Source organism: Streptomyces aureus (assembly GCF_001418135.1).
GTDB lineage: Bacteria > Actinomycetota > Actinomycetes > Streptomycetales > Streptomycetaceae > Streptomyces > Streptomyces aureus_A.
On the sequence record NZ_LIPQ01000301.1, the window covers coordinates 1 to 13817 of the forward strand.

A 13817-nucleotide genomic window follows, 5' to 3' on the forward strand; every position below is an offset into this window, starting at 1 on the left:
CGCCCGCGCGGGCGTCGCCGTCCACATGGTCGAGATGGGCATGGCCTGGGACACCCCGGGACCGGACGGCAAGATCTTCGCCAACACCACCCGGCCCGACTACCGCTCCTTCTGGCTGCGGACCCGCACCAAGCAGCCGCTGAGCAACTTCCTCGGCTTCCCCCTCGACAAGGACGTCCCGCGGCACACCGGCATCCTCGACGCCGAGGACTTCGCCGGCATCACCGTCTACCAGGGCAGGGGCGTCGGCGGCGGCTCCCTCGTCAACGGCGGCATGGCCGTCACCCCGCGCCGCGAGAACTTCGCGGCCATCCTCTCGACCGTCGACGCGGCCGAGATGTACGCGACGTACTACCCGCGCGCCAACGCGGGACTCGGCGTCACCGAGGTGGACCAGGCCTGGTGGGAGAGCACCGCCTGCTACCAGTACGCGCGCGTCGGCCGCAAGCACGCCCAGCGCTCCGGCTTCCCGTTCGTGTTCGTCCCGAACGTCTACGACTGGGACTACATGAAGCAGGAGGCCGCCGGGGCCGTCCCGAAGTCCGCCCTCGACGGCGAGGTCATCTACGGCAACAACGCCGGCAAGAAGACCCTCCAGAAGACCTATCTCGCCCAGGCCGCCGCCACCGGCCGGGTCACCGTCTCCGCCCTGCACAAGGTCACCTCCGTCACCCCGGCGGCCGGCGGCGGCTACACGGTCGCCATCGACCAGATCGACACCACGGGCGCCACCCTCGCGAGCAAGACCGTCACCGCCGACAAGGTCTTCTTCGCCGCCGGAAGCATCGGTACGAGCAAGCTCCTCACCCGCCTCAAGGCCACCGGCGCCCTGCCCGCCCTCAACAACGAGATCGGCAAGGGCTGGGGCGACAACGGCAACGTCATGTGCGGCCGCGCCAACCACATGTGGGACCCGACCGGCAAGCTCCAGTCCGCCATGCCCACCGCGGGCATCGACAACTGGGACGCGGGCGGCGCCTTCGCCGAGGTCGCCCCGCTGCCCACCGGCATCGAGACGTACGCCTCCTTCTACCTCTCCATCACCAAGACCCCCCACCGGGCCGAGTTCACCTGGAACCCCGCCACCGGCAAGGTCGACCTGAGCTGGGACAGGGCCTGGAAGCAGACCTCCATCGACGCCGCCAAGACCATCTTCGACAAGATCAACTCCAAGGAGGGCACGATCTACCGCACCGACCTCTTCGGTGCGTACAAGATCTGGGGCGACCACCTCACGTACCATCCGCTCGGCGGCGCGGTGCTGGGCAGGGCGACCGACAACCACGGACGCCTCCACGGCTACTCCGGGCTGTACGTCATCGACGGATCCCTGATCCCCGGCAACGCCAGCGTCAACCCGTTCGTCACCATCACGGCCCTCGCCGAACGCAACATCGAACGGATCGTCGCCGAGGACTTCTGAGCCCGGGGCGCGGAACCAGCACGTCGAACGGGAAGGGCCGGCCGGGATCCACCCGGCCGGCCCTTGTCCGCGCGCTCAGTGCGTCGGCAGCACGCACACCTCGTCGAGCCCGAGCACCCGGTTGAGCCGCCCGAACGCCAGCCACGAGCCCAGACTCATCGTCAGCTCCACGATCTCCGCCTGGCTGTACAGGGCCGTCATCCGCCCCCAGAACTCCTCGTCCAGACCGTGATGGTCCAGCGCGTACCGCTCCGCGTACTCGGCCGCGAGCCGCGTCCGCTCGTCGAAGCCCTCCGAGACCTCCGTCTCCCGCCAGGCCGCGACGACCTCGTCGAAGCCCTCCTCGACCTTCACGCCGTCCCGGTCGGTACGCCAGTCCAGACAGAACCCGCACCCGTTGACCTGCGCGATCCGCAGCCGCGCCGCCTCGAACTCGCGCAGCCCCAGCGTCGTATGGGCGTACACCGAAAGCGAGAAGTTCGCCGCCGCCGTCCCGATCTCCGGGACCATGTCGCCCCACACGTACCCGATCGGCTCCTGGCCCTCGGGAATGTCGATGATCACCGTGGTCTCCTTCCCAGCTTCCCGACCGCCGGCCGCAACGGCACGTCCAGCGCGTCGTACAGTCCCGGCTCCGCCGCCACCAGCCAGTCGATCGCCCCGATCAGCCGGCCCACCGCCGTCGCGTTCCCGCCCGCCGAGCGGTTCTCGCCCTCGGCGGTCGCCGCCACCGTCACCTCGATCCGGGGACTGCCCTCGACGATGACCCGGTGCGCCCCCGCCCCGTCCGGCGGCACCGGCCAGTCCGGCGCGCACGAGGGATGGATACGGGTCACGTGCTCGATCACGATGCGGGGCTCCCCGCCGACGACGCCCTGCACCTCGAAGCGGATCGCGCCCTGTGTGCCCGCCTCGAATACGCCCATCGTCCGGGTCTTCACAGTCGACTCCAGCGGACGCCGTTCCACCGTCTCGCGGATCTCGTCGAGCTCGGCGCCGAGCGCGCGGGCCATCAGGCGTATCTGCCCGCCCCACACCATCGTCGGCACCGACGGCAGCAGCATCGGCGGCTCGTAGTCGAGCGGCCGGCCCATCCCGATCAGGTCCCGGACCGACTCCTCCTGCTCGTACGTCGAGTAGTCGAAGATCTCCTGGCAGCGGATCACGTCCACCGTGCTGCCGAGCCCGCTCACGAGCAGCGGCAGGACGTCGTTGCCCCAGCCCGGGTCCACTCCCGACACGAACAGCGAACCGCCGCCCTCGGCGACCGCGGCCAGCACCGGATCCCGGAACTCGGGCGGCGCGTTGCGCTGGTCGTACAGCGGATACAGCGCGGGGGTGACCACCACCGCGCCCGCCCGCACCGCGCGCGCCACGTCGTCGAGCGCCCCGTCGGGCCGGGTGTCGCCGGAAGCCGCGTACACCACCGCCCCCGGCCGCCCGTCGAGCACGGCGCCCACATCGTCCACGGCCACGACCCCGAGGTCGTGGCCGAGCCCCGCGAGCCGGCCCGCGTCCCGTCCGACCTTCGCCGGATCGGAGACCAGCACGGCCGCGAGTTCCAGCCCTGGATGGGCGTCCACGGCGCGGATCGCCGCGCGCCCGACGTTTCCGGTACCCCACACCACCGTCCGAATCATGCGCGGAGGGTAGCGCCGGGCCCCGAAGGTTCCCAGACCCGTGACGCGACGATCTGACGAATCGTCAGATCACTGTGCGGGTCGGAGCGCGTCAGGCCAGCCGCAGCGTCACGAACGGCACCGTGTCGCCCGGCAGGACGTACCGCTCCACCTCGACGAAGCCGCGCGCGAGCGCGAACCGCAGCCCGTCCTCGTTCGAGGCCAGCACCACCGTCTCCACTCCCTCGTCGCCCAGCGTCCGCGCGTGCGCGAGCCCCCGCTCGTACAGTGCTGTCCCGACACCCCGACCCCGGAACGCGGGCAGCGTCCGCGCGATGACGGTCGCCGCCGCGGTCTCCTCGTCGGGCGGCCGCACCGTCGAACAACCCACCGCCACCTCCCCGAGATACGCGACGTCCAGCCGGTTCCGCCCCGCGCGCTCGCGCACCTCGTCGGGGGAGAGTACGGCCGTCGGGATGATCGTGTTGTGGACGGTCCGCCAGTCCGCGAGGTGGGCCTCGCTCAGGGCCGGCTCGATACGAAGATCCATCATGCCTGCAGGAAAGCGTGCCCCGTCCGGCCCGGTCAACCGCATTCGGGTGCGGAACGGTGACGAGGGGCGGCGACACCGCCGGACGCGGCCGTACGGGTGAGGGCACCGGAACCGCCGTAGCGCCGCCCGCCGAACGGGTACGGATCCACGCATTGCCCCCGGCCAGGAGGATCCGTCCATGTCCGTCCACAAGGGCGCCCCCGCGCTGCTCGGCGCCGGCACACTGTGCGCGGCCCTGCTGCTCAGCGGCTGCGCGAGCACCGCGCCCCACGCCCCCGCCGCACCCGCAGGGACGGCCGCCGCCGCGGCCGCCGGGGACTCCCGTCCCGCGGGCGCCCCACCCGGCGCGCCGCACCGGGTCGGCGGGCCGGGGGAGCCGGCCTCCAGCATCGCCTCCGCGCCCGTCCCCGCGTCCAGGCTCCCCGGCGTCGGCCCCGCCACCCAGGCGTTCGTCCCCGACGGCACCACCCAGGCCCTCGTCGTCACCGGCGCCACCGCCGACGACAACACCTCCACCGCGACCCTCTACGAGAAGGGCCCCGGCGGCCACTGGACCGCGTCGGCGGGGCCGTGGCCCGCCCACAACGCGCTACGGGGCTGGACCGCCGACCACACGGCCGGCGACCTGCGCACCCCCATCGGGGTCTTCCGGCTCGGCGACGCGGGCGGCCGGCTGCCCGACCCGGGCTCCCGCCTCCCGTACGACCAGGACGACGAGTTCGCCATCAGCGGCACCGGATTCTCCGGCGAACCCCTCGAAGGCTCCTTCGACCACGTGGTCGCCATCGACTACAACCGCGTCCCCGGCCGGACCCCGCTCGACAAGGAACGCCCGCTCGGTGCCGAGAAGGGCGGCGGAGTCTGGATCCACGTCGACCACGGCGGCCCCACCCAGGCCTGCGTCGCCCTCGCACGCGAGTCGCTGCGCGCACTCATCCGCGCCCTCGACCCGGCCAGGCAGCCCGTCGTCGTCATGGGCCCGGCGCCCGAACTCGCCCGCTGAGCGACGCCGTGCTCCGCCGGGCGCGCCCGGCGGAGCACGGCGACGGGGCCGGACGCGTCCTCGCCGTCCGGCCCCGTCGCCGTGCCGTCCGGCACCGGACGCGCGCCTGCCCTCCGGCCCCGTACGCGTGCGTGCCCCTCAGTTCCCTCCGCCGGTCCCGACCGCCCCGCGGAACGCGTCCGTGTGGAGCCGGACCTGCTCCGGGGTCAGATACGCGTCGGTGTACTCGAAGTCCCGCAGCGTGCCCGCCTTCGACGCCAGGAACCCGGTCCGTACGAAGTCGTCCCCGGCCGCGGCGTTCAGCAGCCAGTTCGTCATCACCCGGGTCTTCGCCACATTGGTCCGCAGCGCCGCCCAGTGGTACGCGCGGGCCACGGCCTGCGCCGGCGCCCCGTGCAGCTCCACACCGAGCGGCTTCGACACCCCGTCCATCCCGCCGAGGTCCACCACCAGACCCAGATCCTTGTGGGTGTACGGCCGGGTCGGTTCGCGTCGCAGCGTCGCGACCAGGTTGTCGGCGAGCGCCTTGCCCTGCCGCATCGCGTGCTGGGCGGTCGGCGGACAGATCGCGCCCTCCTCGCCCTTGGCGAGATCCGGCACCGCCGCCGCGTCTCCGAGGGCCCACACCCCGTCGAGGCCCGGCACGGTCATCTCGGCCGTGACCACGAGCCGTCCCCGGAACGTCTCCGCACCGAGCGTGCCGATCAGCGGGCTCGCCGCCACCCCGGCCGTCCAGATCAGCGTCCTGCTCGGCAGTACCCGCCCGTCCGTGAGCGTCACGGCGTCGTCGTCCACGGACGCCACCGACACCCCCAGGGACACCTCGATGCCGCGCTTGGTCAGGATGTCCATCGCGGCGGCGCCCAGCTTGTCGCCCAGTTCGGGCATCAGCTTCGGCGCGATGTCGACCAGGTGCCACTTGATGAGCTTCGGGTCGATGCGGGGATACCGCTTGACCGCGTTGTGGGTGAGCAGCTGGAGACAGGCCGCCGTCTCCGTGCCCGCGTAACCGCCACCGACCACCACGAACCGCAGCCGCGCGGCCCGCTCCTCCTCGTCGTTGCTCGCGTCCGCCAGGTCGAGCTGCGCGATGACGTGGTCGCGGATGTACACCGCCTCGGCGAGGGTCTTCATCCCCCGCGCGTGCTCGGCGAGCCCGGGGATGTCGAAACTGCGGGTCACGCTGCCGGGGGCGAGCACGAGATGGTCGTACGGCTCCGTCACGTACTCCCCGGCGATCGTGCGCACCACACAGACCTTCGCCGTCGTGTCCACGCCGACCACGCCACCCGGCACGATCCGGGTGCGGTGCCGTTCACTGCGCCGCAGCGACAGCGCGACCGACTGCGGGGTCAGCACCCCCGCCGCCACCTGGGGGAGCAGGGGCAGATACAGCTGGTACGAGAACGGTGAAAGGAGCGCGAGCTGCGCCTCCCGCTCCGTGAGGCGTCGTTCGAGCCGCCGTACACAGGCCACTCCGGCGAATCCGGCGCCCACCACGAGGATCCTCGGTCGCGTCACGCTGTCCGCCCTTCCGTATGAGCGTGCAAGAAACCATCGGACAGGGGCGGCTGAGCCGCATGTGGCAGTTTCCGCTGACTATCCGTGGTTCGTACCTTTCTATCGTCATTGCGGCTGGATCGCTCTTCGGCACGGTCCGCTTCGGTCCGGTGAGGGCTCCGAGGCCCGGCGGGACTCCGGTCGCAGCGGGGTCCCGGGCGGGTTACGTTGCCGAAGGCCCCGCGCGGAGGCCGCACCCCCTCCCGGAAGGCGGAACACCACGCATGACCACGTACAAGGTCGGCTACTTCGTCGGCAGCCTGTCGAAGGACTCCATCAACAGGATCCTCTCCCGCGCCCTTCTCCGCGTGGCGCCGCCGGGGCTGGAGTTCCAGGAGATCCCCATCAAGGACCTGCCGCTCTACAACCACGACTTCGACGCGGACTACCCGCCCGAGGGCCGGGCCCTCAAGGACGCCATCGCCGCCGTCGACGCCGTCCTCTTCGTCACCCCCGAGTACAACCGGTCCATCCCCGGCGGCCTCAAGAACGCCATCGACTGGGCCAGCCGCCCCTGGGGGACCAACTCCTTCACCCACAAGCCGTCGGCCGTCATCGGCGCCTCGCCCGGCAAGATCGGCACCGCCGTCGCCCAGCAGAGCCTCCGCTCGGTGCTGAGCTTCTGCAACTCTCCGCAGATGAACGCCCCCGAGGCCTACATCCAGTTCGTCCCGGGGCTCTTCACGCCGGACGGCGAGGTCACCGACCCGACGACCCAGCAGTTCCTGACCGACTTCATGGCCGACTTCAAGACCTTCATCGAACGGGTCACGACTGTCCTGCCCCAGCGCTGAACGGGATCACAGGACCACCACCCCCAGCGGACGTCCCGCCCCAGCGCTGAGACGGGGTCACAGGACCACGACCCCCAGCGGACGCGAACCAGCCTCCAGCCGGCGGACGTCACCCGTGTCGAGGTCGACGATGCTCAGGCCGTCCCAGTACCCGTCCCGGGTGAACCCACCGGTCACATAGGCGGTGCGGCCGTCCTCGGAGACCGCCACGTCCTCGTGCGGCCCCTCCAGGGGGTAGACCCGCTCGGCTCCGTCGGGGGCGCGGACCGTCAGGGAGGGGCCCTCGTCCTCGTCCGGGTCGATCGGCCCCGTGCCCACCGTCAGGAGCGTGCCGTCGGCGGTCACCGTGGCGCCGTGCTGGTGGGTGTTCGCGGTCATCGGCTCGACGGCCGTCCGGCCCGTGCGCGGGTCGACGACCGCGAGCCGCTCGCCCTCGAAGGGCAGCAGCAGCTTGCCGTCCGAGGGGCGCACGGCCGTGTAGTGCGGCTTCAGCCAGGACCCGAGCCCGCCCTCCGTGCCGTACGGGGCGACCTCCACCCGGCGCGGCTCCAGCGTCCCCGCGTCGACGACCGTGACGTCGAAGGAGTCGTGGTTCGTCGCGTACACCTCGGCGCCGTCACCTGAGACGTCCACGTCGAAGGGCCGCCGGCCGACCGGCACCGTGCCCGTGACCCGCAGGGCCGTGGTGTCGATCACCTCCAGGGTGCCGTTCCCGTCGGGCACATTGACCCCCACGTACACCCGGCGACCGTCCGGCGAGAGCGCGATGCCCATGCCGCCGCCCCGGTACTCGCCCGTGGTCACGGGACCCGCGTCCGTCTCGTACGGGACGAGCGCGAGCCGCCGCCGGGTCGTCGTGTCCACGACCGCGACGCCCTCGGCGGTCGCCACCCAGGCCCGCCCGTCCTCGCCGAGGACCAGACCGTAGGGAGCGGTGCCGACCTTCACCGAGCCGGTGGCACCCCGTGCGGGGTCGACGAAGGTCACCGTGTCGGCGCCGAAGTCGGCGACCAGGAGCGTGCCCGGCGCGGGCTTGCCGGCCGGGGCGGGTGTCACGGCCACGGAAGAGCCGGCGGTGGGCGGCGCACCGGTGGGGGACCCCCCGGCCGGCGATGCCGATCCCGTCGCGGAGACCGCCCCTCCGGACCCCTGCGCGCAGCCGGCGAGCAGGACCACGGCCACGGCCCCGGGCAGGAGCACCCGGGCGGTACGGGACGCACGGCGGTACTTCGTCATGACGGACTCCTCGGTACGGCGGACACGGGCGGCCCCGTCGGAGGACGGGCCGCACCCTGCACCGATCCTCCGCCCGCGCACGGCCGTGTACGGTCCGACGGCCGGCCCCGGCCCGGCATCGGGACGGACGACCCCGGGGTCGACCGATCGGCTGACCCCGTCCGCACAGCCCTGCCGGTCAAGGGTGGTCAGCGCTTGACGGCGTCCAGGAAGCAGACCGCCCGCTCCACGCACAGCGCGGCCGCCTCCGGCACGAAGGACGGCGCCCCGCGCTCGGCGAACAGATGCGCGCTCCCCGGGTACAGGAAAAGTCTCCGGTCCGCCGCGCCCGCCACCAGCGCCCGGGCGGCCGCCAGATCGCCCTCGTCGACGAAGAAGGGGTCGGCGTCCATCCCGTGCACCTGCGCGGGGACGCCCTCGGGCCAGGCCGCGCCGAACTCCGACACCGGCACACAGGCGCTGAACAGCAGGGCGCCGAGCGCCCCGGCCCGGGTCTGCGCCAGCTTCTGGGCGGGCAGCACACCGAGCGAGAACCCGGCGTAGACAAGGGCCCCGGGCAGCTCCGAGGCCGCCCGCTCGCCGCGCGCCACGAGCGCGTCGAAGCCGATCTCCTGGGCGTACCCGACGCCGGATTCGAGGTCGGTGAAGGTCCGGCCCTCGTACAGGTCGGGCGTGTGCACCGTGTGCCCCGCCCGCCGCAGCTCATCGGCGAACGCGCCGACTCCCTCGGTCAGCCCGAGCGAGTGGTGGAAGAGCAGAACCTCGGCCATGTCGTCATCCCCAGTCGTCCGTACGTGGCCCGCCTCCACTGCGGCACGGGCCGATCGGCAGCAGCATGGCCCACGCCACTGACAACGCCCGGAAACGGGCGGCCGGCCGGGGCGACGAACGGGATCGGGGCGAACGGGCCGGGGCGCCGACCGTGGACGACGCGGACGGGCCGGCGGGGGACGACCGGGAACGACGCGGACGGGCCGGGGCGGGCCGGAAGCGTGACGGACGGCCCCGGAACCCGTCGGCTAGCGCATCGGCCGCTGCGGCAGGACGGCGCCCGCCTGACCCACGACACCCGAAGGCCCGCTGACTCCCATCGGGCCACCGACACCGGAGTGCTGGACGGCGCCCGGGTGCGCGACGGCGACGACGCCCTGGTGCGCCCCCGGGTGGGCGACCGCCCCCGCGTGCGCGACGACGCCCTGCTGCGGCCCCTGGACCCCCTGCGGCGGCACCTGGATGACCCGGCTCAGGTCCCGCAGAACCTCCTCGGCGACCTGGCGGACGTCACCCGGAACATCCCCCCGCTCCCGTATGAGCTCGGCGTAGATCGGTGCCGTGCCGTCCGCGTGATTCATGGAGCTCGCTTCCTTCGTCTGCGCCGGTGATGTCACCGACGGGGAGACGGCGAGTCTACGGGGCACCACCGACACGCCCCGGAGCGAGCCCCCGCACACCACCCGTACACCCTCCCGCCGTGCCGGAAATTCGCTGTCCCCCAGGCCCCCGACCACCGAGAATGGATCATCGAACACACGGGAGGGACCCCATGAGCCAGGCGACCCTGACTCTGCACGACCTGATGCCGTCCGACGAGCTCGACGCCGCACTCGCCGACGGGCACGTCACGCGCAAGCGGCACCCCGAGCTGCCACTGTCGATCTACACGTACACGCGCGCGTGCCAGTACGCCCAGCACTGGAACCGGGCCACCACCCGCTGCCGCGGACTCGTCGCCGACGACGCCACCGGACGGATCGTCGCGCTCCCCCTCCCCAAGTTCTTCAACGTCTCCGAACACGCCTCGGGCCGCCCCTACGCGCCGCCGCTGCCCGACGAGCCGTTCGAGGTGTACGACAAGGTCGACGGCAGCCTCGCGGTGGTCTTCCACTACGACGGCCGCTGGCACGTCGCCTCCAAGGGCTCCTTCACCAGCACCCAGGCCACCTGGGCGCAGCGCCGGCTCGACGCGGCCGACACGACGGGCCTGACGCCCGGCGTCACGTACCTCGCCGAGATCCTCTACCCGGGCAACCGCATCGTCGTGAACTACGGCGAGCGGCGCGACCTCGTCCTGCTCGCCGCCTTCGGCCGGGACGGCACCGAGATCCCGCTCGCCGAGGCCGCCACCGGCTGGCGGCCCGTCGGCTCCGTCGTCCGCACCTGGCCGGCCATGGGCATCGCCGAGCTCGTCGCCCTGACCGAGTCCAACACCCTGCCCGGCGGCCACCGGGCCACCGGCACCGACGCCGAGGGTTTCGTCCTGCGCTTCGCCTCCGGCCTGCGCGCCAAGGCCAAGCTCGCCGAGTACGTGCGCCTCCACAAGGTGCTCACCGGTGTCACCGAGCGCGACATCTGGCGCGGCCACGGCATCCAGCGCTTCGCCGGCCTCCCGGCCGGCGAACTCGCCAAGGGCCTCGGCTGCTCCGTGACCGAGGTCGAGGCGGACGGCGGCAAGCCGCTGGACGCCCTCCTGGAGCAGGTGCCGGACGAGTTCGACGCCTGGGTGCGCGAGGTGATCGGCGGCCTCGAAGCCGCGGCCGCCGAGCGCGAGCGTGCCGTCGACGAGGCGTACACTCGCGTGGCCCACCTCGCCGGCGACCGGGGTGCCTTCGCCCGCGCCGCGGCCGGGGTGTCCGACCGCGGCCTGCGCGCCGCCCTCTTCCTGCGCCTCGACGGGCGCCCCACCGACCTCCTCGTGTGGCGACAGCTGCGCCCCGGGGCCACCGATCCCTTCGCCCACGACCAGGAGAACTGAACGTGCCTGTCGTCCATGTCATGACCGGCCTCCCGGCCTCCGGGAAGACGACGGCCGCCCGCGCCCTCCAGGCGGCCGCCGAGGGACGCGTGCGCCGCGTCAACCTCGACGACCTCCGCGCCATGCTCGACGTCCCCGCGCCGGACCGCGGCCGGTCCCACAAGCACGAGCAGACCGTGCTCGGCATCCAGGACGCCGCCGTCCGCGCCGCCGTCGACGACGGCTTCGACGTGGTCGTCGACAACACCCACCTGACCCCGCACGTCCCGAAGCGGCTGAAGGCCGCCGTGGGGGGCCTCGCCACCTTCGCCGTCCACGACTTCACCGACGTCCCCGCCGACGAGTGCGTCCGCCGCGACGCCGCCCGCGAGCGGCCCGTCGGCGAGGAGATCATCCGCATCCTCGCCGACAAGCACGCCAAGGCCACCCGGGGCGGCTGGCGGCTCACCGCGGACTGGCTCAACGACCGCCCCACCGTCGGAGCGCCCTACGTCCCCGACCCGAGCCTCCCCACCGCCGTCATGTGCGACATCGACGGCACCCTCGCCCTGCGCGTCGACCGGGGCCCGTACGACTTCACGCGCTGCGACCGCGACCTGCTCAACGTGTCGGTGCGGGACGCCCTGCGCGCCTTCCGGCACACCGAGCGGGACCGGATCGTGCTGCTGTCCGGCCGGAGCGAGGACCACCGCGCGCTCACCGAGTCCTGGCTCGCCCACCACGAGGTGCCGTACGACGAACTGTGGATGCGGGCGTCCGGAGACGGCCGCGGCGACGACCTCGTGAAGGCCGAGCTCTTCGACGCCCGGGTGCGCCACCGGTACAACGTCCGCGTCTCGCTCGACGACCGTGACCGCGTCGTCGCCCTCTGGCGCCGGATCGGCCTGCCCACCTGGCAGGTCAACTACGGCGACTTCTGACCCACGGCGGCCGGCGTCGCGGGGGTGGGACCGCCCACCCCCGCCGCCGTGTCAGGATCGTGGGATGGTGGAAAAGATCATCGCGGCGTGCGACGGCGCGTCGAAGGGAAACCCCGGCCCCGCGGCCTGGGCGTGGGTCATCGGCCGCGCCGACGGAGCGATCGACCGCTGGGAGGCCGGCCCGCTCGGCCGCGCGACCAACAACGTGGCCGAACTCACGGCCCTGGAACGACTGCTCGAAACCCTCGACCCGGCGGTGCCGGTCGAGGTCCGGATGGACTCCCAGTACGCCATGAAGGCCGTCACGACCTGGCTGCCCGGCTGGCGTCGCAAGGGCTGGAAGACGTCCTCCGGCAGCCCCGTGGCCAACAAGGACCTGGTCGTCCGGATCGACGCGCTCCTCACCGGCCGGGACGTCGACTTCGTCTACGTCCCGGCGCACCAGGTCGACGGCGACCCCCTCAACGACGCGGCCGACCGCGCGGCCAGCCACACCGCACGTACGCAGGAGCCCACGGGCTCCGCCGCCGGAGCCCCGCTGCCGCCCCCGGAAGCCCCGACACGCGCCTCCGCGCCCCGCGCGCGCTCCTCAGCGCCGTCCGGCTCCGCGGGGGGCTCGTCGGCCGGTTCCTCCGGCGGCCCCGGCGGCGGTCCGGCAGCCCGCCGGACTCGCCCGTCCGGCGGCACGCTGAAGGCGAGATTCCCGGGCCGCTGCCGCTGCGGCAAGGCCTACGACAAGGGCGAGACCATCGCCAAGAACCCCGACGGCTGGGGCCATCCCACCTGCGTCTGACCCCTCTCCGGGCCCTCCGGCCGTCCGACTGGCGGGCGGCTCCGTCCGTTGCTTGAGACCGGTCCACCCGGGCGCGCGCCGGCCTTCACCCAGGCGTGTCCCCGGGTTCGCCGGGGGTTCTGTTCTCCGAGCGCTTGTGGCTGCATACTGTCCTCCTCGCCACCGGTGACGAACCGTTTTACCTGCTTGTTTGTCGCTCTCTTGACGTGATCGGCACCGGCGAGAACCTCCCTCCTGCTGCCGCCGCGGCGACCCCTCGGCGGAAGCTTTCCCTGCCCGTGAAAGACCCGAGGTTCCGTGCCAGTACCTGTTCTCCTGACCGGGCGCTCCGTGCGCCTGGAGCCGCTGGCGATGCGGCACGCCGAAGCCCTCGCCCGGGCCGGCGGGGCGGACCGATCGGCCTACGCCTTCACCCCCGTACCCGACGGCTTCGAATCGGCCCTCGACTACGTCGCCCGTGCCCTGACCGATCAGGCGGCAGGACGATCCCTGCCCTTCGCCCTGGTCAGTACGGCCGACGAGCGAGTCATCGGCTCGACCCGGTTCCTCGAACTCGACTACTGGCGGGGGCCGCTCGTCTGGCCGCCCGTCCCCGGCATGCCCCACGGAGATCCGCTGACCTCCGTGCCGGACGCCGCCGAGATCGGCAACACCTGGATCGCCGGCGACGCCCGGGGCACCGGCATCAACACCGAGGCCAAATACCTCATGCTCCGGCATGCCTTCGAAGCCTGGGGCGTGCGCCGCATCACGATGCGCGCGGACGCCCGCAACACCCGCTCCAGAATCGCGATCGAGCGCCTCGGAGCGAGCTGCGAAGGCGTCCGTCGCGCCCACTCCCGCGGGCTCGACGGAGCCGTCCGCGACACGGCCTTCTACTCGATCCTCGACGAGGAATGGCCGACCGTCCGCGACATCATCGAACTCCGCCTGTCCACACCCCGCCAGGTGCGCGTTCCGCAGGATCTGCTCCCGGCCTGAACCCCTTCCGACACCGCTCCGGCGGGCGCTCGCGCCCCCGCCGGAGCGGTGGTTCCATGGAAGGGACGGGGAGGACTCGACATATGAGGACGCGGGGTAGCGGCCGTCACAGGACCGCGCACCGTGCAATCAGGATCCGCGAGAAGTGGATGAGTCCTTCCCGCCCCCCGTTTCCTCATGCCC

At 72.9% G+C, this 13817-nt stretch carries 14 protein-coding genes; 7 read left to right on the top strand and 7 right to left on the bottom strand.

What is annotated here, in order from left to right; translation table 11 throughout:
- The coding region (locus AOK00_RS24235; protein WP_055602402.1) for a GMC oxidoreductase at window positions 1–1423 on the top strand (1423 nt) is incomplete at its 5' end.
- A 75-nt stretch (window positions 1424–1498) separates the two neighbouring features.
- Here AOK00_RS24235 and AOK00_RS24240 read toward each other — a convergent pair.
- The 3 genes from AOK00_RS24240 to AOK00_RS24250 form a co-directional block, all read right to left on the bottom strand.
- Window positions 1499–1987, bottom strand: a complete 489-nt coding sequence (locus AOK00_RS24240) for a carboxymuconolactone decarboxylase family protein (protein ID WP_055602403.1) — start codon at window positions 1985–1987, stop codon at window positions 1499–1501.
- Complete coding sequence (locus tag AOK00_RS24245; RefSeq protein ID WP_055602404.1) at window positions 1984–3063, bottom strand: NAD(P)H-dependent amine dehydrogenase family protein; 1080 nt, start codon at window positions 3061–3063, stop codon at window positions 1984–1986. Before AOK00_RS24245 ends, AOK00_RS24240 begins: the two co-directional genes overlap by 4 nt.
- 91 nt (window positions 3064–3154) lie before the next feature.
- The gene (locus AOK00_RS24250; protein ID WP_055602405.1) at window positions 3155–3595 is read right to left on the bottom strand and encodes a GNAT family N-acetyltransferase; all 441 of its coding nucleotides are present in this window, start codon (window positions 3593–3595) and stop codon (window positions 3155–3157) included.
- 178 nt (window positions 3596–3773) lie between these two features.
- Between AOK00_RS24250 and AOK00_RS40560 the strand changes: the two genes are divergently transcribed.
- The gene (locus tag AOK00_RS40560) at window positions 3774–4598 is read left to right on the top strand and encodes a hypothetical protein (protein ID WP_055602406.1); all 825 of its coding nucleotides are present in this window, start codon (window positions 3774–3776) and stop codon (window positions 4596–4598) included.
- Window positions 4599–4736: 138 nt separating this feature from the next.
- Here the strand turns inward: AOK00_RS40560 and AOK00_RS24260 are convergent, their stop codons facing one another.
- Entirely contained in the window at window positions 4737–6119 is a 1383-nt protein-coding gene (locus tag AOK00_RS24260) for an NAD(P)/FAD-dependent oxidoreductase (RefSeq protein WP_055602407.1), read from the bottom strand.
- A gap of 263 nt (window positions 6120–6382) precedes the next feature.
- Between AOK00_RS24260 and AOK00_RS24265 the strand changes: the two genes are divergently transcribed.
- Window positions 6383–6952, top strand: coding sequence for an NADPH-dependent FMN reductase (locus tag AOK00_RS24265; protein WP_055602408.1), 570 nt, complete (start codon window positions 6383–6385; stop codon window positions 6950–6952).
- 57 nt (window positions 6953–7009) lie between these two features.
- Here the strand turns inward: AOK00_RS24265 and AOK00_RS24270 are convergent, their stop codons facing one another.
- The 3 genes from AOK00_RS24270 to AOK00_RS24280 all read right to left on the bottom strand — a co-directional run bounded on the left by AOK00_RS24270 (window position 7010) and on the right by AOK00_RS24280 (window position 9540).
- Window positions 7010–8188, bottom strand: coding sequence for a YncE family protein (locus AOK00_RS24270; protein WP_055602409.1), 1179 nt, complete (start codon window positions 8186–8188; stop codon window positions 7010–7012).
- Between the two features lie 188 nt (window positions 8189–8376).
- Window positions 8377–8958, bottom strand: a complete 582-nt coding sequence (locus AOK00_RS24275) for a dienelactone hydrolase family protein (RefSeq protein WP_055602410.1) — start codon at window positions 8956–8958, stop codon at window positions 8377–8379.
- Between the two features lie 249 nt (window positions 8959–9207).
- Window positions 9208–9540 carry a hypothetical protein gene (locus AOK00_RS24280; RefSeq protein WP_055602411.1) on the bottom strand — a complete coding sequence of 111 codons (333 nt, stop codon included), beginning with the start codon at window positions 9538–9540 and terminating at the stop codon, window positions 9208–9210.
- Window positions 9541–9731: 191 nt separating this feature from the next.
- On the opposite strand from AOK00_RS24280, the gene AOK00_RS24285 reads away from it, so the two are divergent.
- The 4 genes from AOK00_RS24285 (at window position 9732) to AOK00_RS24300 (ending at window position 13634) form a co-directional block, all read left to right on the top strand.
- Window positions 9732–10940, top strand: coding sequence for an RNA ligase (locus tag AOK00_RS24285; protein WP_055602412.1), 1209 nt, complete (start codon window positions 9732–9734; stop codon window positions 10938–10940).
- A 2-nt stretch (window positions 10941–10942) separates the two neighbouring features.
- The gene (locus AOK00_RS24290) at window positions 10943–11860 is read left to right on the top strand and encodes an AAA family ATPase (RefSeq protein WP_079042167.1); all 918 of its coding nucleotides are present in this window, start codon (window positions 10943–10945) and stop codon (window positions 11858–11860) included.
- 64 nt (window positions 11861–11924) lie between these two features.
- Complete coding sequence (locus tag AOK00_RS24295; protein ID WP_055602414.1) at window positions 11925–12653, top strand: ribonuclease H family protein; 729 nt, start codon at window positions 11925–11927, stop codon at window positions 12651–12653.
- A 297-nt stretch (window positions 12654–12950) separates the two neighbouring features.
- Window positions 12951–13634, top strand: coding sequence for a GNAT family N-acetyltransferase (locus AOK00_RS24300; protein WP_055602415.1), 684 nt, complete (start codon window positions 12951–12953; stop codon window positions 13632–13634).
- Window positions 13635–13817: the final 183 nt, after the last annotated feature.